Below are 22,165 nucleotides of genomic sequence, written 5' to 3'. Positions count from 1 at the left end.
CAGCCTTTGGCTAAATCAACCTTGAATTAATGGCAATATACTCCTAAATATAAATAGTATTGCTAATACCCACATAACAATTGATATATCCTTGCTTTTCCCAGTTATAAGCTTCAATATTACATAAGAGACCATACCAAATACTATTCCCTCTGCAATGCTATAAGCAAAAGGCATCATGACTATTGTCAAAAATGCTGGTATTGCTTCCGTATAATCTTGTAAGTCAATCTCCTTAATTGGACTCATCATAAATAGACCAACTAATATCAATGCAGGTGCAGTTGCTTCTCCTGGTATTATTGAAAAAATTGGAGATACAAACAATGCTAAGAAGAACATCCCAGCTGCAGCTAATGCAGTAAGACCAGTTCTGCCCCCATCAGCTACACCTGATGCAGATTCTACATAAGTAGTAACTGTACTAGTTCCTAAACAAGCTCCTGCAGTAGTACCTATAGCATCAGCCATCAATGCTTGACTTGCTCTTGGAAGTTTGCCCTTCTCATCAAGCATACCTGCCTTGGAAGACACCCCTACTAGAGTTCCTACAGTATCGAATACATCTACAAATAGGAAAGTAAATACTACTACAAACATGTCAAATGTAAAGATCTCTGACCACTCAAATTGAAATGCAACTTTAGCCAATGATGGTGGAACTTGGATTAACCCAGTGGGAAGTGGTGTAACTCCCATCGGTATACCTATTACTGTTGTTACAAGGATACCAATTAATAATGCTCCTTTTACATTCTTAGCTAGCAATACTCCCATGATTATCAATCCTATTAATGTTAGTAAAGGTCCTACATCGGTTATAGTACCCAAAGCAATTACAGTTCCTTCATCAGCTATAACTATACCAGCATTTATAAAACCAATAAGAGCAATAAAAAGCCCAATACCTACTGATACTGCTTTCTTTAAATTTATTGGAATGGCATTAAATATAGCTTCTCTAACCTTGAAAAAAGACAATATGATAAATATAATCCCTTCAATAAATACTGCCGTTAAAGCAAACCGCCACGATTTACTCATTCCAAGCACTACTGAATAGGTAAAGAAAGCATTAAGCCCCATACCTGGTGCTAATACAAATGGATAGTTTGCATAGAAAGCCATCATGAGAGTAGCTATAATAGCTGAAATTGCTGTAGCAGTAAATACTCCACCCCAATCCATTCCCGTTTGCGTCAGCATATTTGGATTAACTATAAGTATATATGCCATAGTCATGAATGTTGTCAAACCTGCTAAAATTTCCGTCTTCACATCGGTGTTGTTTTCTTTAAGCTTGAATCTCCTTTCGAAAAAACTATTATCCTTTACATTATCCACAAAACACCCTCCTCTAAACTTGATTTACTAAAATCTTTATCTCCTTTATGAGTCTCCAGTTTAGTAGTGAAGCAAAAATTATTATCAAGATGATAGTCGTATATTAACTGATGTTTATAAAAATTTTACTCGATTACTGGCGAAAGAACCTTGAAATTATTTACATCTATAAGTCCTCTATCTGTTATCTTCCATTCTGGTGATGTAGATAAGGATAGGAATGATAGATGCATAAATGGTGCATGTACTTTATACCCTAAATCCTCTTTTACTATACTCTCCAACTCTGCAATTTTTTGGCTTACTTCATGTCCATTTAGTTCATCAGTTATAAGTCCACCTACAGGTAATCTCATATCTGATAATATTCTTCCTCTATTGGCTATTGAAATGCCTCCTCCTAACTCAATAATCCTGTTTACCGCCAATGTCATATCTCTAATATTAGTTCCCATAACTATAATATTGTGCGTATCATGGGCAACAGATTCTGCAATAGCCCCTTCTCTCATACCAAAGCCTTTTACAAAAGCCTTGCCAATGTTTCCCGTTCTGCCATATCTTTCTATACAAGCTATCTCCAAAATATCAGCAGATACATTTGGCTCTGCAACACCATTCCTAACCTTAACAATCTCCTCTAATTTTCCTGATAGATTTTGATCTGGAATAAGCTGTATACATCTAACTTTAGTGGTACTCCCTTCAGCTTCAATCTCCAAGTCCTTCTCAGAAATAGGTTCTATCTTAACCGAAGTTTTAACCTCTACAGGGTAGGTATAGGTAGGCAGATCAATTAATAATTCTCCCTTTGAAGCCACCAAATTACCATCTATAAATACTCCTTCTACCATCATTCCTTCTAGATCATCTATTACTGCTATATCAGCTATTTTACCTGGAGCCAAAACCCCTACATCATCAAGTCCAAAGTAGGTGGCCGGGTTAATTGTAACCATTTGTATTGCCTCTACTGGGTTTACTCCTTCTTTTATAGTTCTTTTGATTATCTCATTCATATGTCCTAAAGTCTCTAAATCTGCTGCTACCATATCATCTGTAGCCAATATACATCTTCTAGAATCCATACCTTCCTCTGTAACCGCTCTAATACATTCAGCCATATTCCTTTGGGTTGATCCTTCCCTCATAAATAGATATACTCCCTGTCTTAACTTCTCTAAAGCCTCTTTCTTAGTTGTAGTCTCATGACAGGAACATCTCCCTCCTGTAGCAATTATATGAGCTGCTAATTCATTTCCAAATAACTCTGGTGCATTACCATCAACTACCATGTTATTGGATTTTGCATACATAGTTGATGCTAATAAATCCGTAATTATTTCAGGAGTATTCCTATACACATGTTTAGCGTTACTGAATCCTTGCAATTCACCTATGCCTATAATGTTACGATAAGTAAGTAACCCTTCCATATCCTTTGATGTAGTATCATAACCAGCAGTTTCTAAATCTGGACAATCTGGAGTTAATGCTGGCACTACTAAGTGAACTTTATTTGGCACATTATCTATTTCATCTGCCATAGCCTTCATGCCTATAGGTCCTAGAGCATTTCCTATCTCATGAGGATCAGCCACTAAAGTTGTTGTGCCTGAAGGAATGGACAATCTCGAGAACTCAGTAATAGTTAGCATACTAGATTCAAAATGCATATGGGAGTCTATAAATCCAGGAGATAAATATTTACCACTTACATCTATGACCATAGTATCTGGTCCTATTAAATCATCACAATCTCCTATCATCAGAATATATTTTCCCTTCAAAGCAATACTGGCAGTATATATTTCTCTAGTGATAACATTTACAACTTGTCCATTATAGAGTACAATATCAGCATAATCCTTATCTCCCATAAGCACATCTATCATATTTCTATATTCCATTGCCGTCTTCAAATATTCTGTATCCACTTCTATCCTCCCTTCTCTCAATACACAATTCATAATTCACAGTTTACAATTGCTGGGATCATTCTTTTTAAATATGTTACAACTCGCCATCAAGTCTAACTGATCGTTATCTCATCTACAATTCCTACTATTGCTATATCTATAGGTGCATCCATCTTTCTGGCTGCAATTCTACCTGCTGTTCCCTTTACACAGATAACCAACTCTCCTATACCTGCCCCTACAGTATCCACAGCAATTATTGGCTCTCCTTTAGGCTTTGAATCAATATCGAGAGGCTGAGTAATCATAAGCTTTGTTCCTATTAAATTTTCATCCTTTCTTGTTGCTACAACTGTTCCAATTACCTTTCCTAAATACATCTTTGCGCCTCCCTATTTCTCTATTTCTAACTTGATTCCTAATTGACTAGCTTTATCCTTTGCCAATGGGGTTATAATGGTGCCTTTAGGCAAAATTAAACGTTCTCCTCTTTGAACATCTTTTAAATCATTTTCCGTTACTACCTTTTTGAAGTCATTATTTACTTTACTTGTTTTTCTTACATCAGAAATTTGAGTGACTCTAATTTTTTCCAAGTATTTATCTGGCTCTATTTCAATTACACCCATATCATCTAATGTTTCTATATGATTGTTAATAATTTTATTTATTGCTTTATTACTGGACGGTATACCTAGATAATTCTTAACCGATGTAAAATCTAGATAAACTGGCTTTTCATTATAAAGAAAAGTCCATATCAAGCTAGACACGAAACTATCCACCATCCCTAAGGATACCTTTGAAATAGTGTTAGTAGTAATATTTGGGCCTATTATTGCATAATATTTTTCTACTATTTCTTTCAATTGGAAAATGTTCTCTTCTTTATATATTTCAATAGGATTTAATAAATTACAGATGTAGTTTATATTTAAAATCCTTTCAGCCATAAAGGAAAAAGCCAATGAAAACATCATCCCTTTATCTCTTAATCCTTTTAATTCTTCAATCCTTTTATTCAATTCAATGTTTGAACCTGTAAATACCACTAATACAATATTTTCAGGATCAACAACATTTTTGTCGCTCACTTTTTTGGTGATATTTGCTAAAACATTTAAAGTTATTCTGTTTTTAGCCATCTAACACACTCCACGCAAGGAAATTATTCATATTTTTTCATAATAACTCTTTCAACTTCAGAATGAGGTCTTGGAATTACATGAACTGAATGAAGCTCTCCAACTGCCCTAGCGGCCTCTGCTCCTGCATCTACCGCAGCTTTTACAGCTCCTACATCTCCTCTAACCATTACTGTTACAAGACCAAATCCTATTTTGTCATATCCTACTAAATTTACATTAGCAGCTTTTACCATAGCATCTGCAGCCTCAATTGAACCTACCAACCCTTTTGTTTCAACCATTCCTAATGCTTGACTCATAATCTATTCCTCCTTATCTGATTTTTTATTTTTCATTTTAGCACTATCTTTTTTCTTATTATTCTCTTTGGTCTCTTGATTTTCCTTCATATTATCTGAAAATTTTTTTAACAACTTATCTATTTCATCGTGTGGTCTTGGAATTACATGACTGGAAATTATCTTCCCTACCCTATTACCGGCTTCTACTCCAGCGTCTACAGCCGATTTTACAGCTGCTACTTCTCCAGCCATCTGGATGTTGACTCCTACTCCTTGTGCCACACCAATTACCTTTTCAACACCTACTAAGGTTACATCTGCTGCTTTACTAGCGGCATCCAATGCAGCAACAGCAGTAGAAAGACCCATTGCTTCAATTAGCCCTATCGCTTTTTGCACTATCTATCGCCTCCTTTTACCCTGTTAACTGCCTCGTCTAAAGTTATAATCGTCTTTCTTTTTGTGTGACTTTGAACTTGTCTATCCTTATTGATAATTTCTTTTAACATATCCTCATCTTTACTAGTTAGATTATTTACTTTCCTTTCAGTACCAAAGTTTTTAGTATATCCATTCTTTTTAGATACATTATTCATAACAACTCTCGCTAATGGGTTGACCATAGAATCTCACCACCGTGTTATAATATTTTATCCACTTCTTCATGAGGTCTTGGAACTACATTAGTAGAAATAACTTGTGCTACTCTAGCTGCATGTTCTTCTCCACTTTCTACTGCGGCCTTAACAGCAGCTACATCTCCAGCTACAGTAACAGAAACAAGACCTGATCCTACAAATTGAAAATCTATAATTCTAACATTCGCAGCCTTCATCATAGCATCTGCAGCTTCAATAGCTCCTACTAAGGACCTAACTTCTACCATACCTAAAGCTTCTCTCATATTACCTCACCTTCTCTATCTAAATATTAGGAAAATATCTTTCAATGTCTATGTCTTCATAGCCAGGGATTATTGCTCTTTCAAACCTTTCTGTCTCATCCTCTACAGGCTTAGTTGCATCTATCCCCACCTTGTCTGTTACCCCTCTCAAATCATGAGATGGTTCTAAAGGTGAACCTAAAGCACCTGGTACTATTATAAAATCTCGGCTGGCCTGTGCCCTAGTCGTAACAGCCCATTCAATATCTTGAACATCATATATATCCACATCTTCATCTACTACTACCACCTGCTTTAGTTCTTTATTAAAACCTAATGCCGCTAAAATAGCTGACTTCCCATCCCCTTTATTCTTCTTGTTTATGGACACAAAGGCATTGAATCTATATCCACCACCTTCCGTAACATTTACATCTATTACATCCACTTGATTTCTTAAATTATTAAATAATTCCATTTCTCTAATGAGTCCATTAGATAAGTGCTCTTCTCTACATGGAAATGCTGCTTGGAATATGGGCTCATTTCTATGCATAACGGCATCTATTTCTATTATTGGGTGAGGAGCTACTCCACCATAATAGCCCATTAGTTCTCCAAAAGGACCCTCCATTTCTCTTTTGCCTGGCACTAATCTACCTTCTAGTACTATTTCAGCGTATGCCGGCACAAGTAAGTCCACAGTTTCACATTTTACCAATTCTAAAGGCTCCCCTCTTAATGCGCTATCAATTTCATATTTATCAACTCCATACGTAGCAGAGCTTACTTGACTAGCCATTAAGAAATATGCATCATACCCAAGGATAATTGCCACTTCCAGAGGTTTATTGTTCTTTTCCATCTCTAAAAAATCATTAGTCAACTTAGGTGATGCAATAAGTGCCGATAATTTATTACCTCCATTTACTTGTAGTCTTCTAATAGAAGTAAAGTATCTATTGGTTTCAGGATCTTTAACCACCACAACTCCTGCAGTAATAAAACTGGATGAATCCTTCTCTTGATACCTTGGAATAGGTAGTATTCTAGGTAAATCTATATTTCTTCTTATAATGTTTTCTTTAATAGGACCATTAGCAACTACTCTATAGGGCTTCGGGTTTGCAATAGTTTCCATGAACTTAAACAATCTGTTGTTTTCATTCATATGCAATAAATTATAAATAATATCTCTATCACCATAAAGTCCACCTGCAACTCTTATTGAACTTCTATCCACTTGATCGAATAATATCGGCTTTTTATTCCTAAAATACTTGAGCACTGCACCTAACTCATACTCCGAACTTACTTGTTTTTTACATACCAATAACTCATTCATTTTGGTCAATTCATCTAGAGTATATCTAAGCATTTGCCTTTCCAATTATCTCCCTCCTCTCTAGATGCCTTTCCATCTATCAGTTAATTTGTTATCTACCTCCAACATATCCAACATCCTTCCAGTCATATTTACTACTACATCTTCAATAGTCTCAGGATGATTATAAAATCCAGGAGCAGGTGGAAAAATTGTGACTCCTATCTTGGATAATTTCAACATGTTTTCTAAATGTATTGGGCTAAGAGGAGTTTCCCTAGTTACCAATATCAGCTTTCTTCTCTCCTTTATAGCAACATCACAAGCCCTAGAGAGTAAACTATTCGAAAAACCGTTTGCTACTGCAGCCAAAGTTTTCATAGAGCAAGGTACTACAACCATCCCATCAACTTTAAAGGATCCACTGGCTATAGGAGCAGCAAAATTATTGTTATCATGAAAATGGGTAGCCATATCCTTTAATTCGTCTAAAGATACTCCACATTCATGTTCAGTAACATATTCCCCCATTGTACTTACTACTAAATGAGTTTCTATATTCAATTCTTGTAATGCCTTTAATAAGGATATAGCGTATATAGAGCCACTTCCTCCTGATATTCCTACTACTATTTTCACAGTGTACCTCCCTTATGCAATACACATTTCACATTAAATTATTCTACCTTGTTTTCTGGATCTCCTCCACCTTCCCATGGGTCTAGTCCTTTTTCCCATCCATCTATATATTCATCTATTGTCATTACTTTAGAGAATATGCTCAAATCCTTTATTCCTGCCTGATGCATTTCATCAGTTTTTGATTGGATTGCATCTTCTAAAGCAATTACCTTATATGCATAATAAAGAGCATCTGATGCGGAGCTTCTGACACATACATTTGTCCATGTACCAGTAACAACTACTGTGTCTATGTTTTCCTCTCTTAAATATAAATCCAAATCAGTATGAGCAAATGCACTATGCCTTCTCTTCTGAACAATATATTCTCCTTTTTCAGGGCGAAGCTCATCTATAAAATCGGAACCCCAGGTTCCCTTTACAGCATGAACTGGCCTTACCTTGAAATCAGCGTCATTTTCCCTATGAGCCTCCTGTATAAAGATCAACTGAACATCATCCTTGCCCTGAGCATTTCTTTTTCTAACCCATTTTAAAAGTTTTTGAAGGTTTGGTATTATCTTTCTGTTATTTGGACAATAAAGTGCTCCTTTTGGATCTGCAAAATCATTTAACATATCTATAATTAGAATTCCATGTCTCGCCATTTTATCTCTCTCCTTTTCTATATTTTTATCTGCTAAATATTTAATAAAATTTAATTAATAAGTTATATTTCTAGGTAACACCTGTATATTCTGTCTCGTAACAAATCGTCCAAATCCTGGCTGAATTTTAATTCCTCTAATGCCCCTTATATGTTCATCTATTAATTCTGGATGTTCCTTTCTATAACTCTTTTCATATTCTTTACTGTATAGATTAGGAAATTCTTCAAATATCTTTGCATATTTGTCCTCTACGCCTTCTGGATATTTATGAACTATTTTTTGTAGATCTTTATCAGATAGATCTGCCAATGCACTTTCATCTATATCCTCATATACTAGGTGCCCACGAACTACTGTCTTAGCTACCTTTCCTTTTAACTGCATACCTTCCATTGGTAGATATCCGCACATTGAGGCTTGTTTCTTAGGATCTATAACCCATCTTTTATCAAGATCTATTATAGTAAAGTCTGCATCAGAACCTATATGCATAGCCCCTTTCTTTGGATATAATCCATAATGTTTAGCCGAATTAGTTGATAATATATCCACCAATTTACTTAAGGATATTCTTCCTTTGTTGTAACCTTCACTAACCAGTACAGGCACCATGGTCTCAACACCAGGTATTCCAGGGAATGATGTCCAGATATTCATTCCTTTTTTATGCTTTTCACTTTCTATTTCATAAGGTGCATGGTCTGTAGCTATAAAATCTACACTACCATTATTAATTCCTTCCCATAATTCTTCATTATCTTTTTTAGTCCTAAGTGGTGGAGCAATCTTAGCTAATGGACCATATTTAGTCATTGCTTCTTGATAGTTAAGGGTCAAATAATGAGGACATGTTTCACTAGTTACATTTAATCCCTTCTTCTTTGCCTCTCCTACTAATTTTGAACCTATTCCTGTACTCATATGGACTATATGAAGTCTTGCTCCAGTATCCTCTGCAAAGCTAATTCCTAGCTGAATAGCAACCTTTTCTGCCAATTCCATTCTAGCTTCTGACCACGCTGGCCCATCCATTCTACCTTCTTTTTGAAACTTCTTCACAAAGTAATCACACATTGCAAAGTTCTCTGCGTGAATACCTATTGGAAGACCTGTATCAGCTACAGCACTAAATGCTTCATACATTTCTGGGTCGTTCACTCTTGGATAAGTTGGTACTGAAGGTGTCATATAGGCCTTAAAAGATGTTACACCATAATCAGCCTGTTCTTGTACATTATGAAGCCAACCATTTCTAACATCTTCTCCAGTAACTCCACCCCAGAAAGCAAAGTCTACTAAGGATTGAGGCTGTACTAATTCTAATTTTAATTTTAACTGTTCAACAGACCTTACTGATGGCACCGAACAGCAAGGCATATCTATAACTGTAGTAACTCCACCTGCTGCAGCTGCAGCTGAACCAGTTAAGAAATTTTCCCTGTGTGGAAATCCTTGATACATAAAGTGAGTGTGAGAATCTATGCATCCAGGTAAAGTTAAATGACCATTAGCGTCGATAGTTTCTTTTGTCTTTATCCCATCTATTCGATCAACAAATCCAGCTATCTTTTCATCCTTAACTAATATATTAGTTAGAATTGTCTCATCTCCTTGTGGAATTCTAGCATTCTTTACAATAACATCATACATTTAAATATCCCCCCTATAATTTTCCAAATCATTTGTAACATGATATCATATAATCCATAAATAAACTTTGTAAGTTTTTTATAAAATTTTGTATTAATTCAAAAAAAGAATCCAAATTTTTTGTTGGAATCTAATAATACTTTTGTATATTTTATATATAGAAATTTCTCATACCAAATATATAATAAAACTAATAGTATTATGAATGAGGGGGGACGCAAAATGGCACTTAAATTAATCGATTTATCACAGGAAATATTTCAAGGCATGTCCATATTTCCAATGCATCAAAGAACATTCATTATGACAAATATGAGCCATGAGGAAAATATGAAAATGACAGGTAGTCCTACTGTAGGCTTTTCAGCTAGAAACTTGCTTATGAGCGAACATTGTGGAACTCATAGCGATGGAGTATCGGAATTCAAACCAGGAGGACCTACTATAGACACCATGCCAATAGAGTATTTTTGGGGTAGTGCAATATGTATTGATGTAAGCCACATAAGATATCCTAATTATATAAAGCCTAAAGATTTGGAAAGCGCTGTACAACATTCTGGACAAGATATAAAGGAAGGGGATATAGTCCTATTATATACTGGTCATCATGACAGAGCCTATGGCACAGATAAATTTCAAACGGATTATACAGGTTTAAGCTATGAAGGTGCAAAATGGTTAGCAGAAAAAGGAGTAGTAAATATAGGAGTAGATGCTCCCGCCATAGATCAAACTCCAGACGATATCAAATTTTCTGGGCATATGATTTGTGGAGAATATAATATAACTAATACTGAAAATTTGTGTAATTTAGATAAATTAATAAATAAAAGGTTTCTATACATTGGACTGCCACTAAAGATAAGAGATGGTTCAGGTTCACCGATAAGAGCAGTAGCACTTATAGAAGAGTGACAAATTGAAAATCATAGGGCAATTATAATTGCCCTATGATTTTATACTCCAAATCGTAACCAATAATTGTAAATTACCTAAAGTAGTTGACTTATTTTTAATGCTATCTCTAAATTTAATCTATCATTTTCATCATCTAACTTCATACCTGTTATTTCTTCTATTCTATTGACCCTATACAAGATGGTATTATAATGAGTGAATAGATGCTCTGACATTCTTGTTAGATTTCCATTATATTTAAAGTAAGCTTTTAATGTCTTTACTAATTCTGTGGATTTTTTAATATCATAATCCGATAGAGGTTTTAATGTAATATTGTAGAAATCCTCTAACTCATCAGTTAAAAAGTCTTGACATAAAATCTTGAATATACCAAGTTCTTCAAAGGTTATTACCTTTTTATCAGTTAGTTCCTTTCCCGTTCTTATAGTCTTTAAAGCATCAGAAAAGCTTTTATTCACCTTGTCTAACCCTTCATATATTCTTCCCACGCCAATCCTGACATCCATGTTTTTAAATTTCTCTTCCAATGAATCAATTATACAACTATTAAATTCATCTAATCTGCTTTCAAGGTTTTCTCTATTTTCAAATCCCAAAAGGACTTGTACACCATTCAATTTGGTAGAAACTATACCATTCAAGTTCATATAATTCATTATTTCTTCTATAACTGACACAGTAGCATTCGCATAATTCTTCAAATATTCGAAGAAATACTCATCATCTTTTTCACCTTCAAATTTCAACTTAAAACTCATAACCTCTACTACATAGTGAGCACTAGAATCCAAATTGAAAAAATGCGCTCTTTCCAATGCCTTTTTTCTTCTCTTAAAATCTACTGAAATCAAATCCTCAAAGAATTCTGATCTATAACCTATTTCTACTTCCTTAACCGTCAATTCCTGCAATATAAATAGGGCTATAATAGTGGAAGCAGACTCTACAATGGACAAATCAAATCCTCCTAAAGGAGTATTTGTAGACCATGTAAATATGTGCCCATATACATCATCTTTCAATACTATGGGCATAACCATTCTATTAACAAATTTGCCATTTGCTAAAATTCTATTTTCATATAGTCTTTTAGTTCTACTTTTACCATCCTTTGCCTCATAAAAACCTCTTACATCCTGAAAAAGTTCCTTCTTCGTATCATCTCCTAAACCATCCAAATGACTATAGGTTTCGTTAGAAAGCTTTAATTTTAAAACCACAGGATTTCTTATATTTTCATTCACTATTTGAACTACCTCTCCGATACTTTTACCTTCAAGTATCACTTCCATAAAACGTTCATGAACTTTCTCCATCCTTTCCAATAATGAAGCCTGCTTATTAAATATTTCCTTTAATACTGCCATCATTATATCTGATAAAGGTATGGAATGATGAATATCAATCATAGGAAAATTTAATTCATCTGCATATTTTAAAACCTCTTGTGGCAGAGAATTTAAATAAGGAGACACCTTTATCCCAATGCCAGCAAGTTTTTTATCAGATGCATTTCTAATTAATTCTTTTTGCGATTCTATATCATCTTTTGCAATGGAATAAGCTGTAGTCAATAAAAATTCTCCATTTTGAACCCAATCGAATATATCTGGATCTGCAACTATATTAACCCTAGACACTGTATTTCTTATTCCCTTAAATCCTGCAATTATATCGCAGTTCTCCATGACTTCTAACTTAAGCATATCCTCTACACTAATCCCATTTTGTCTAGTCATATGTCACCACCCTCGCCAAGAAAGACCTTTTGTAAAATTATAACATAGCGCGAATTTTCTGTCTATAGAGGTTTATGCACCTTTTCACCATGGATATACCTTTCTATAATATTTCTATCATCTCCTGTGTATATAAACTTTTGAATCCTATCCTGTAGTGTCAGTTTATCTACATCACAGATATTAGAATCATCTATTATTAAGCAATCCAATTCATAACCTTTTTCAAAGCTTCCAACATTACCAAAAAAGCTACCTCCACCTTTTGTTCCTAAGTAGAATACTTCTGAGCTAGTTAAAGGTTTTAACCTTTTATTGGTTTCAATCCATTTTATCTTTGATGCTTGAACAGTACCACACATTATACTAGGAATGCTTAAGCTATTCCCACCAGATATATCTGAACCTAAGCCTACTGGAATTTCTCTATCCAAGAACTCTCTAACAGGCATTATTCCACTAGATAGATTATAATTAGAATATACACAATGAGCAGCGTATACCTGGTTTTTAGCCATTAATTCTAATTCATCTTCTGTATTATATATACAATGAGCCATTATGGTCTTTGTTTGTCCAAACAAATTGTATTGATTATATACAGAACTATAATTAGGTAACCCAGGATGAAGTTCTTTAACCCATTTAACTTCAGACATATTTTCGCTTAAATGGGATTGAACAGGAATGTCATATTTTAATGCTAATTGCCCCAACCCTTCCATAAGTTCTTCTGTACATGAAGGTACGAATCTTGGAGTAATTATAGGTTTAACTAAAGACGATTTATCTTTATATTCAAAAATTATTTCTTCTGTTTCTTCAATGGATATCTTAGTATCCTCTAAAAGTTCAGGAATTGCATTTCTATTCATGTTAACCTTTCCAATATATCCCCTCATATTTGAATCGATAAACAAATCCATCAATAGCTTTGTACTATCCTTATGAATACTGCTATATATGACAGCACTAGTAGTTCCATATCTCCATAAATCTCTTATAAGCTGTTTATACGTTTTTTTAGCATACTCTACGTTATAAAACTTTGCTTCTTCCGGGAAAGTACATGTATTAAGCCATGGTATAAGCTCTTTATCCAACCCTAACCCTATATTATTATATTGTGGAGCATGTAAGTGTAAATCTATAAACCCTGGAATTATCAGCTTATCGGTAAAATCCTTTATAGAATAGTCATTGTATTCATTTCCTAATTGTTTAAGTATTTTTACAACCTTTCCATTCTCTGATATCAAGTATGAGTCTTTATGTACCTGAAATTTATCTTTAGTTGGAGTAAATACTATATCCCCTTTAAATATAACTTTTTTCACATATATCACTCCTTAGGCACTCTCTTATTATAGTATAGTATTTGATTATAAATAAGCATATGGAGAAAGTACACAAAGAAAAAAGCTTTCTATTTAGCAATTGCTAAATAAAAAGCTTTTTCAATACTCAAATATTATTGATCTATTTCAAGAACTCCATCTATTGTCAACCCTATTTCTGCACCAATCAATTCAACAAAATCCAATGGTACAAAAGTTTTTGAATCAGTTAATTCTGGAGCAGTTCCTAATTGTACCTTCTTACGTGCATAATTATAATCATCTTCTCCTATTTTGACAAGAAACCAATGAGCACCCTTTGTTAATTCCACTGATCTTTCCTCTTCATTCCATAAAACTTTATATCCTAAAGTCTCGGCTATCTGTCTAAGTGGTACCATAACAACCTCATCTTCTATCTTGTAAATCGAGTTGTCTAAATCTATTTCCGCTCCATTTATAATCACTTTATCCATAGTCTTCAATTCATCTTCATCCAACACAATTATCTTTTTAGGAACTGTTTGTGCCGGTAGACTTAAAGTTGCTATATTGTAGAAAACTATTGCATTCCTATTCTTTATGTCCTCTATATCTAAACTGTTCCCTTCAGTATCAACTATCACAGTTTTATCATCTGGAGATATCTTTAATATATTATCTGTACTAAGCAAATCTTCATCAAACCTATATACTTCTACATTTGTTGGTTCTTCACTTTCCCTAACTACTAAAACATCACAGCCTAATCTAGCTGGATAACTTTCTAATATTGGAGTACTCTTATGATAATATAATGTTACATCCATTCCCTTTTTCAAAGTATCTTTGCTTACCAAATTCATAGTTTCATCACTTACCAATGTAGCATCGTGAGATATAAAGAACATCATCTTATCATAAGGTTCCTCATTATCATTTTCAACTAAAATAGATAAACTTTCTCCTTCAGAGTTCACTTCACTTATTGTCCCATTAAATGAAGTATACTCCCTTTGTAGTTTTTGTAATTCTTCTGTTTCTTTTACTACTTTATCACTAACTTCAGCGTTGCTCATAAGAGGTGCTAATAATAAACAAACCATCAAAGATAGCGCAATTACTTTTCTCAATAATTTCACTTAAATCCACTCCTTTCCATATATATTTTTAGTATATCCATTTTTAGTTTAAAATTGGTTACAATAAGGTTAAATAAATGTTACAATCCATAGATGAACTTTTAGAATTATAAATTTAACTAATCAGTTTTCTTATTTATGATATAATGGTGGTTAAGGAATAAAATTTCAAGGGGGCCCAAAAATATGCGATTAGAAATATTTGATTTTATAGATCAAACAATCGCCATGGTTGATGATATGAGGGATGTATTGAAAGAAGTAAATAGAGAGTTAGAATACTTTTTTAGAGATAAATTTGCAGACTATGATAATATTTTAAATATAACTTCAAGAGTTAAAACTTCAACAAGTTTAAAGGAAAAGATATTTAGAAATAACTTTTATTTGAAATATAAAACTCCAAGAAGGCTTATTGCGAGCCTCTCTGATTTAATAGGAATAAGAATGGAGTGCAGATTCATAGAAGACGAATCAGATGTATATTCAAAACTATTAGAAACATTCAATGTTCCAGGGGAAGAAGGCTGTTATTATGATGAAGATAACCCTAATATACAGCTTAAACTTGATGATAAACAACCCCAAATACAAAAAAATGGATTTGGCATATATAAAATTGATGGAAAATATATTAGAGAAAATATAGTAATAAAGTTTGAATTACAAATAAAATCGCTGGTAAATGTATTTTGGGGAGAAGCAGAACATAAAGTACTGTATAAGAATTACAAATATCTTCTCACAGAGGACCTATTTAGGGATATAATGTATTCATTAAAGGAAAATTTAAGTATGGTAGACAAGCAGCTTATGATTTTGTTCAACCATCTGAAGGATTTAGATGATACCAATATTGATAAGAAAAAAGAACAACTCGAAACAATTTTGTCTAAGACAATATATGATATGTATTCTGAGAAGACTAAGAAGGAATTTGGTTTTGTTGTGGACTATAGAAAATCCTGTGATGTTATAGTTTCCTATGTATTGAATCAAAATGGATATCATGATCCTATGGCTTATGACAATGTCTACCTCAAAATATTAGCAAGGCTCAATAAATTAAGACAAAATGAAGTATTCTTAGATGAATATATTGAATTTGAAAGAGAAATCCAATATGAAGATAACTTCTGCAAAAAAATTGGAGAAGCTATATTAGAGATAATAAATAAGGATTTCAAATGGAATCTCTTCTTTAAAATCATATTCCAACTAGGACCAGGAAATAACGCACAAGAATTTGAAAAGTTTTTGTTATTTCTAAGAAATAGATTCTTAGACAATTTAGAATTAAGTGAAGGCTTAAATTCTAGATTTAACAGTGTAGAAAAAAAGGAAATAACTCTGTATATAATGAATCTGATCGCAGAAAGTTTCATAAATAATAGAGAAATAGAATTTATAAATGATGATAATATTGATTGTATGAATAACAAAATCAATATTATATTAAAAAAGGTAATGAGCTATAAAATGTGGAAAGAAAATTTCAGCTACTTTACTAATGAGATAAAGATGAAATTAAACGATTATAAATAAACTCCTAATTTGGTGGTTAACCACCAAATTAGGAGTTTTCATTAATTTATAGTACTAATGCCGCAATCGTTCCAAAGATTAATAGTGGTATATTGTAATGGATAAATGTAGGTACAACTGTATCCCATATATGATCATGTTGTCCATCTACACTCAATCCTGATGTTGGTCCTAATGTACTATCAGAAGCTGGTGAGCCTGCATCTCCTAATGCACCTGCAGTACCGATTAACGCTATTGTGGCTGCAGGGCTAAATCCTAATTCTACTGCTAGAGGAACATATATTGCTGCAATTATCGGTACAGTTCCAAATGAAGTTCCTATACCCATAGTTATTATTAAGCCTATCAACAACATTAAAAATGCTGCGATTAATTGATTTCCTCCTGTTATACTTGCAGCTGCTTCAACTAAAGAATTAATTCCTCCAGTTTCTGTTAAAACTGCTCCATATCCAGATGCTATTAACATTACAAAGGCTATAAAACCCATCATCCCAATTCCATCATCTACTAAAGTATCAATTTCTTTAAACTTAAAAGACCCCAAAATCCACATTATCAATAGAGCTGAAAGTATCCCTAACGGCATAGAATCAGTTATTATTTGTATTACGAAAGCTACTACAGCTCCAACTAGAGCTCCTATTTCTGCTTTAGACATCTTAGATGACTCTTCAGAAGTTGCTGCTGTTTCGTCAAAATCTATAGACTTATATTCTCTTGGTTTTCTATATGTTATAAATATAGCTATAAATAATCCTATTATCATACCTATTCCTGGCAATAACATTGATTTCCAAACCATGCCTGTAACCACTTCCATACCATTACTGACAAGGGAATCTCTTATTGTATTGTGAAATATCAATCCAAAACCAACAGGAAGCATAACATAGGGAGCTTTTAACCCAAAAGTTAATGCACATGCGACTCCACGTCTATCAATTTTCAAATCATTCATAAGTCCAAGAAGTGGCGGAATCAATATTGGAATAAAGGCAATATGAACTGGAATCAAGTTTTGTGAAAAACATGAAATAACTGCAATTAAGAATACCAACATAGTCCTTTTATCCTTCATTGCCGAAGATAAACTCTTTGCAAGTCTTTTAGCAGCTCCTGTCTTATTTATAGCTACCGCTAGTGCCCCTAACAAGATATAACTAAGGGCTGTTTCAGCAGTACCGCCCATTCCTCCTATTAAAGTCGACATAGTATCCGTAAGAGACATACCAGAAGTTAATCCTGCTACAAGAGCAGATATAATTAATGCTATAATTACATTAAGCTTCAAAAGACACAATACTACCATTACAATAACTGAAATTACAACTGGATTCATGTAAACTCACCTCTCTTTAAAATTTTATAGCAATTTATCAACCATTTCATGAATTTCCCTATAGGCAATTCTGGTCACTTTCTCCATTAATATAAATGGTATGCAAAAAATCTCCCATTTATATGATTGAAAAGAATATGATTAATATATTTCTTATAAAAGCATAAATATAATCTTCGGAAAGTTGATATTAAAAAACATTTTATCAGAATGTTTAGAAAATGTCAATTATACAATAATGTGCTATCATTTGTCTAAATCAACCAATCGTATTGTATAATATAATTGAACAGAAGAACTTCTAAAGGGAGATGATTATATTGAAATTACATTTTGTCAAGATAAATCCAGTAGAAAACATGACAATATTTGTACTGGATCCAGTTCCAAGAAAAGAACACCTGAAAATCGCTAATAAATTAATGAATTATAACAATATTCATGGTGAACAAGTGGGATTTATAGAGAAAGAAGATTCACATATTAGGCTTCAAATGATGGGTGGAGAATTTTGTGGAAATGCCACCAGATCCTTAGCGGCGTATATGGTCCATAGTGAATATTCTGATGTAAAGAGAGTGCAAAGAGGATATGAAGTATCTTTACGTGTATCAGGAGTTGATAAAATAGTTAAATGTATAGTAACTTCTACAGATAATAAAAATAGCTATTTCTCTCAAATAGATATGCCTTTACCTTTATCTATAGAAAACTATCACTTTTACAAAGATGAAAAGAGAATAAAAACCATAAAAGTAAATATGCCTGGCATAGCTCATTTCATAGTTGATAGCAGTAGAATAAATAATAAAAATGAATTTTATAACATAATTAAAGAACAAATGGATGAAGAAAAATATGATGCCTTTGGGATAATGTATTATGATTATGAAAAAAATTTCTTAAGTCCCTTGGTATATGTAAGGGCAACAAATAGTCTCTATTGGGAAAGAAGTTGCGCTTCAGGAACTGCTGCATTAGCAATAGCCTTAGCATATAAAAAGAAAGATTCTATAGCGAAGAAAATTCAACAGCCTGGCGGAATCCTAGAGATTTCAGCAAACTGGACCGATGATAATATATCAAAAGTTAGATTAAATGGGTTAGTCAATATAGTAGCAGAAGGAATATCGTATATATAAATATCAATTGTAAATTAAAATTTCTAATAATTTAGGAAAATAAATTAATTTACCATCAAAACTTCCATATAGTAAGAAAAATTAATAAAAAAATTTATTCGAAAAAACAATTGTTGAATTGAAAAATGGAGGATTATAAATATTAATATTCCATTTTTAGAATTTTCAAAGTATGTTTTTGACTTTTTTAGTATAATTTTGTAAGCATAATGCTATGATATAATGTGTTAAAATTTTTTACTTACTTATTAATATGACCTTCATACTAAGAAAGGAGTGAAACAATGTTCCCACGTGAAATTATAGAGTCCTCAAGTTTAGATTCCCTATTATTCTATAGTTCGTTATTAGGAATATTACTGTTTGTTGGTGTAGTATTACGACTTAAGTTAAAGATTTTCAAAAAATTCTTTATCCCAGCTTCTCTAATAGCAGGCGTTATAGGCCTTGTTTTAGGAAAATATGGTATAGGATTTTTACCCATCGAAATAACTGAAAGTTGGGGAGCTTTGCCTGGAAAACTTATTACAGTTGTTTTCGCACCCATGTTAATTGGCATGGAACTTCCAAATATCAAAAAGGTAGGAAATATTATAACCCCACACCTATATTTTGGTTTTATAGCAGATCTTCTCCAAATTGCAATCCCTTTTATTATTTCGGCTTTAATACTGGAACCTGTATGGAATGTAAATGAAATGTTTGGTTCTATTGTTGAAGTCGGATGGGCAGGAGGTCATGGTACAGCTGGTGGTATGATTGATGTCTATAACTCCTTAAATTGGGCAGATGGTGGAGATTTAGGACTTACTTCTGCTACAGTAGGTCTATTTGTAGGAATAATAGGTGGAATGATAATCATTAATTATGCAGTAAGAAAAGGATATACTTCAGTTATAAAGTCTGAAACTCAACTTAAAACTAATAAAGAAAGTGATATCATTCATCCTTCTAAAAGGACATCCAACTCCATAGGAACTGTGAATAATGATGTAATTGAATCTTTTGCATTCCACTCATCTTTAATAGCAATAGCTATACTTATTGGTTGGATAATCCAAGGTCTAATAGAAATATATGTTGGTATAGAAATGCCTTTATTCCCAATGGCCATGATAGGAGGAGTATTTGTCCAATTAGCTATACGTAAAACTGAATTTGCTCAAGCCGTTGATGTGAATACTTTACAAAGAATTCAAGGAATTGCTCTAGATTTCTTAATAGCTAGTGCTATTGCCTCTATTAAGATACCAGTAGTTATAAAATATGCGTTTCCATTTTTAATATTAATGGTAGTAGATGGTATTCTACTAATAGCATTTTTCTTTTTCGTAGGTCCAAAGATGTTTAAAGAAAATTGGTTTGAAAATTCTATAATTAACTTTGGATTTCTCTCAGGAGTTGCAGCTGTAGGCTTAATGCTCTATCGTACTGTAGATCCAAATATGGAAACAGACGTTGGACAAGCATTTGCTCTAAGAACGCCTTTATTTGAACCGCTTTTAGGTGGAGGATTAATAACATCAATTCTTCCTATATTAGCAGTAAAATATGGTTCTTTAAAGACGGGGCTAGTTTTTCTAGTTATAACTATAATCTTAGTTATTTTAGCTAAGTTAACAGGATTCCTAAATAAAAATGAAAAAGTTGTTGCAAAACATTAAATAAAGTCACGTAATCGCTTGAAATAAAAATGAAATTGAATGATTATAGATAAACTCCTAATCTGGTGTTCAAAACCAAATTAGGAGTCTTCTTTAAAATTTACTATTTTATATACTCTGGAACCTGTGGTCCTGACCCATAAGGTTCATTTTCAATCATTTTAAGTATTGCATTTTTTGTACCCTTTAACATTAATGATTGTTCGGGTGGTGCTACCCCAACCATTTGTGCCTTAGATGTATTTCTAAACCAAATATCCTCCATACCATTCCAATTTCCCATATAAATCCACTCATCTTCAGGAAGTTCATTGCCCCAAGTACATTGCTCTTCTATTGCTCCATCTTCAACAGGTTTGCCAGGTCGATATATTTCCATAGTATAAGAATGTATACCTAAGCGTCCATATGTCCAATCAATCATTTCTGCAGAGGTAGGATAATCATCAAACGATTGTTTTACATAACTTTTTCTGCCTGTTGCCTTTTCAAAAGCTTTTGCCATTTCAGTTGAAACTTTTTTTAAGAACTCTGCATCTTCTGGTTCTTCGTCTGTATAACACCAAGGATAAAGTACACACTGAATTCCAGTATGAAGAGTTACCATTGCATGTACCGGATGTTTAATTAGAAAATTTTGAACCGCCTTAACTTCAGGTTCACTAGCTGGATTATTTCCTGCACGTGTATAGGCATTTGAACCTTGAACAGGAGTAGAATCTACATCCATATAATTCCACATATAATTGAAAGTACGATTTAGGTCAATATTACTCTGTTTCGGATCATCGCCAGGTATTCCATTTTCATTCCAATCTGGACTTTCCATCCCAATATATTCTCTTTCATAAATCTCTGAATCTTTAGCTCCTGTGTAAATTTGTGCAATTACTCCATCTCCATTGATGTCAGTATAGGGGTCACTAAACACCCTATTATTGCCGTTATGATCGGTAGGCCTTAAATTTTCCCTAGTAGGATATATAAAAGATTGCTCATATCCATCAGGATTTATGATTGGAACAACATAGATTACATAATTATCTAATATATTTTTTACTTCTTTATCATTATTATAATTTGTGACTAACCACCATGCAGTATATGCAGCAGCTTCCCCAGATTCTTGTTCATTACCATGTATATTGCCAAATACAGCTATTTTAGTTTTATTGTCAATATTTTTCTTGTTGCTTGTTAATTCAATACACCATATATCTTGTTCTCTCCAGCTACGGCCTATTGAATATGTCTTTGCGATTTTAGGATGTTCTTTTTCAAGATCTTGTAATAATTTCTCGTGAAATTCAAAATCATGGCGTTTGTCCCAATTTACCTCTACTAAATTTGTATAACTTGAATCTTGTTTAGCTAATACAGTTAATGGAGTTGTAACTAAAACAACTAATAACATGACTGAAATAAATTTTTTCATTCTATCATCCTTTCTAATACATAATATTTAGATTTAAAATTTAATTTCCCAGCACAGTCCCCTTTCGTTTTA

Annotated in this window: 21 protein-coding genes; 4 read left to right on the top strand and 17 right to left on the bottom strand. The window is 33.2% G+C overall.

Annotation, left to right across the window (positions count from 1 at the left end; translation table 11 throughout):
• Positions 1-15: 15 nt before the first annotated feature.
• The 12 genes from K8M07_RS07805 to K8M07_RS07750 all read right to left on the bottom strand — a co-directional run bounded on the left by K8M07_RS07805 (position 16) and on the right by K8M07_RS07750 (position 9,841).
• Positions 16-1,344: an NCS2 family permease gene (locus K8M07_RS07805; protein ID WP_223377470.1), complete on the bottom strand. Its 1,329-nt coding sequence runs from the start codon at positions 1,342-1,344 to the stop codon at positions 16-18.
• Between the two features lie 125 nt (positions 1,345-1,469).
• Positions 1,470-3,281: an adenine deaminase gene (gene ade / locus K8M07_RS07800; RefSeq protein WP_223377468.1), complete on the bottom strand. Its 1,812-nt coding sequence runs from the start codon at positions 3,279-3,281 to the stop codon at positions 1,470-1,472.
• Between the two features lie 95 nt (positions 3,282-3,376).
• Positions 3,377-3,643 (bottom strand): EutN/CcmL family microcompartment protein, encoded by a 267-nt coding sequence (locus K8M07_RS07795; RefSeq protein ID WP_223377466.1) that lies wholly within the window; start codon positions 3,641-3,643, stop codon positions 3,377-3,379.
• A gap of 12 nt (positions 3,644-3,655) precedes the next feature.
• Complete coding sequence (locus tag K8M07_RS07790) at positions 3,656-4,408, bottom strand: hypothetical protein (protein WP_223377465.1); 753 nt, start codon at positions 4,406-4,408, stop codon at positions 3,656-3,658.
• A 23-nt stretch (positions 4,409-4,431) separates the two neighbouring features.
• A complete protein-coding gene (locus K8M07_RS07785) occupies positions 4,432-4,713 on the bottom strand; it encodes a BMC domain-containing protein (RefSeq protein ID WP_317845485.1) in 282 nt (93 codons plus the stop codon).
• Positions 4,714-5,091 (bottom strand): BMC domain-containing protein, encoded by a 378-nt coding sequence (locus K8M07_RS07780; RefSeq protein WP_317845483.1) that lies wholly within the window; start codon positions 5,089-5,091, stop codon positions 4,714-4,716.
• Positions 5,091-5,315, bottom strand: a complete 225-nt coding sequence (locus K8M07_RS07775) for a hypothetical protein (protein ID WP_223377461.1) — start codon at positions 5,313-5,315, stop codon at positions 5,091-5,093. Before K8M07_RS07775 ends, K8M07_RS07780 begins: the two co-directional genes overlap by 1 nt.
• Before the next feature lie 17 nt (positions 5,316-5,332).
• Positions 5,333-5,596, bottom strand: a complete 264-nt coding sequence (locus K8M07_RS07770) for a BMC domain-containing protein (protein WP_223377459.1) — start codon at positions 5,594-5,596, stop codon at positions 5,333-5,335.
• A gap of 19 nt (positions 5,597-5,615) precedes the next feature.
• Complete coding sequence (locus tag K8M07_RS07765) at positions 5,616-6,965, bottom strand: UbiD family decarboxylase (protein WP_223377457.1); 1,350 nt, start codon at positions 6,963-6,965, stop codon at positions 5,616-5,618.
• A gap of 15 nt (positions 6,966-6,980) precedes the next feature.
• Positions 6,981-7,538, bottom strand: a complete 558-nt coding sequence (locus K8M07_RS07760; protein ID WP_223377455.1) for a UbiX family flavin prenyltransferase — start codon at positions 7,536-7,538, stop codon at positions 6,981-6,983.
• A gap of 38 nt (positions 7,539-7,576) precedes the next feature.
• The gene (locus K8M07_RS07755) at positions 7,577-8,188 is read right to left on the bottom strand and encodes a cysteine hydrolase family protein (RefSeq protein ID WP_223377453.1); all 612 of its coding nucleotides are present in this window, start codon (positions 8,186-8,188) and stop codon (positions 7,577-7,579) included.
• 54 nt (positions 8,189-8,242) lie between these two features.
• Positions 8,243-9,841 (bottom strand): dihydroorotase, encoded by a 1,599-nt coding sequence (locus K8M07_RS07750; protein ID WP_223377452.1) that lies wholly within the window; start codon positions 9,839-9,841, stop codon positions 8,243-8,245.
• Between the two features lie 222 nt (positions 9,842-10,063).
• Here K8M07_RS07750 and K8M07_RS07745 point away from each other — a divergent pair, with 222 nt between their 5' ends.
• Positions 10,064-10,759 (top strand): cyclase family protein, encoded by a 696-nt coding sequence (locus tag K8M07_RS07745; RefSeq protein WP_223377450.1) that lies wholly within the window; start codon positions 10,064-10,066, stop codon positions 10,757-10,759.
• A gap of 77 nt (positions 10,760-10,836) precedes the next feature.
• On the opposite strand, the gene K8M07_RS07740 is transcribed toward K8M07_RS07745, so the two are convergent.
• The 3 genes from K8M07_RS07740 to K8M07_RS07730 form a co-directional block, all read right to left on the bottom strand.
• Positions 10,837-12,504 carry a PucR family transcriptional regulator gene (locus K8M07_RS07740; protein WP_223377448.1) on the bottom strand — a complete coding sequence of 556 codons (1,668 nt, stop codon included), beginning with the start codon at positions 12,502-12,504 and terminating at the stop codon, positions 10,837-10,839.
• 62 nt (positions 12,505-12,566) lie between these two features.
• Positions 12,567-13,841 (bottom strand): amidohydrolase family protein, encoded by a 1,275-nt coding sequence (locus tag K8M07_RS07735; protein ID WP_223377446.1) that lies wholly within the window; start codon positions 13,839-13,841, stop codon positions 12,567-12,569.
• Positions 13,842-13,975: 134 nt separating this feature from the next.
• The gene (locus K8M07_RS07730) at positions 13,976-14,962 is read right to left on the bottom strand and encodes a copper amine oxidase N-terminal domain-containing protein (RefSeq protein ID WP_223377445.1); all 987 of its coding nucleotides are present in this window, start codon (positions 14,960-14,962) and stop codon (positions 13,976-13,978) included.
• A 186-nt stretch (positions 14,963-15,148) separates the two neighbouring features.
• On the opposite strand from K8M07_RS07730, the gene K8M07_RS07725 reads away from it, so the two are divergent.
• On the top strand, positions 15,149-16,507 hold the full coding sequence (locus K8M07_RS07725; protein ID WP_223377443.1) for a GTP pyrophosphokinase family protein: 1,359 nt from the start codon (positions 15,149-15,151) through the stop codon (positions 16,505-16,507).
• Positions 16,508-16,553: 46 nt separating this feature from the next.
• On the opposite strand, the gene K8M07_RS07720 is transcribed toward K8M07_RS07725, so the two are convergent.
• Complete coding sequence (locus K8M07_RS07720) at positions 16,554-17,852, bottom strand: Na+/H+ antiporter family protein (protein ID WP_223377441.1); 1,299 nt, start codon at positions 17,850-17,852, stop codon at positions 16,554-16,556.
• Between the two features lie 320 nt (positions 17,853-18,172).
• Here K8M07_RS07720 and K8M07_RS07715 point away from each other — a divergent pair, with 320 nt between their 5' ends.
• Positions 18,173-18,994, top strand: coding sequence for a diaminopimelate epimerase (locus K8M07_RS07715; protein ID WP_223377440.1), 822 nt, complete (start codon positions 18,173-18,175; stop codon positions 18,992-18,994).
• 284 nt (positions 18,995-19,278) lie between these two features.
• Positions 19,279-20,658, top strand: a complete 1,380-nt coding sequence (locus tag K8M07_RS07710; RefSeq protein ID WP_223377438.1) for a sodium/glutamate symporter — start codon at positions 19,279-19,281, stop codon at positions 20,656-20,658.
• Positions 20,659-20,761: 103 nt separating this feature from the next.
• Here K8M07_RS07710 and K8M07_RS07705 read toward each other — a convergent pair whose 3' ends face one another.
• Positions 20,762-22,093 (bottom strand): M14 family zinc carboxypeptidase, encoded by a 1,332-nt coding sequence (locus K8M07_RS07705; RefSeq protein ID WP_223377436.1) that lies wholly within the window; start codon positions 22,091-22,093, stop codon positions 20,762-20,764.
• Positions 22,094-22,165: the final 72 nt, after the last annotated feature.

This window comes from Schnuerera sp. xch1, from assembly GCF_019931165.1.
In the GTDB taxonomy this organism is placed as follows: Bacteria; Bacillota; Clostridia; order Tissierellales; family Tepidimicrobiaceae; genus JAIOUP01.
The sequence above is the reverse complement of the archived record's forward strand: the minus strand, read 5'-3'. Positions and strand labels throughout refer to the sequence as shown.

Excerpts from the sequence above, each read along its gene's own strand:
- K8M07_RS07795 (WP_223377466.1), bottom strand. The coding sequence starts at position 3,643 with ATGTATTTAGGAAAGGTAATTGGAACAGTTGTAGCAACAAGAAAGGAT.
- K8M07_RS07790 (WP_223377465.1), bottom strand. The coding sequence starts at position 4,408 with ATGGCTAAAAACAGAATAACTTTAAATGTTTTAGCAAATATCACCAAA.
- K8M07_RS07775 (WP_223377461.1), bottom strand. The coding sequence starts at position 5,315 with ATGGTCAACCCATTAGCGAGAGTTGTTATGAATAATGTATCTAAAAAG.
- K8M07_RS07770 (WP_223377459.1), bottom strand. The coding sequence starts at position 5,596 with ATGAGAGAAGCTTTAGGTATGGTAGAAGTTAGGTCCTTAGTAGGAGCT.
- K8M07_RS07755 (WP_223377453.1), bottom strand. The coding sequence starts at position 8,188 with ATGGCGAGACATGGAATTCTAATTATAGATATGTTAAATGATTTTGCA.
- K8M07_RS07750 (WP_223377452.1), bottom strand. The coding sequence starts at position 9,841 with ATGTATGATGTTATTGTAAAGAATGCTAGAATTCCACAAGGAGATGAG.
- K8M07_RS07745 (WP_223377450.1), top strand. The coding sequence starts at position 10,064 with ATGGCACTTAAATTAATCGATTTATCACAGGAAATATTTCAAGGCATG.
- K8M07_RS07740 (WP_223377448.1), bottom strand. The coding sequence starts at position 12,504 with ATGACTAGACAAAATGGGATTAGTGTAGAGGATATGCTTAAGTTAGAA.
- K8M07_RS07725 (WP_223377443.1), top strand. The coding sequence starts at position 15,149 with ATGCGATTAGAAATATTTGATTTTATAGATCAAACAATCGCCATGGTT.
- K8M07_RS07720 (WP_223377441.1), bottom strand. The coding sequence starts at position 17,852 with ATGAATCCAGTTGTAATTTCAGTTATTGTAATGGTAGTATTGTGTCTT.
- K8M07_RS07710 (WP_223377438.1), top strand. The coding sequence starts at position 19,279 with ATGTTCCCACGTGAAATTATAGAGTCCTCAAGTTTAGATTCCCTATTA.
- K8M07_RS07705 (WP_223377436.1), bottom strand. The coding sequence starts at position 22,093 with ATGAAAAAATTTATTTCAGTCATGTTATTAGTTGTTTTAGTTACAACT.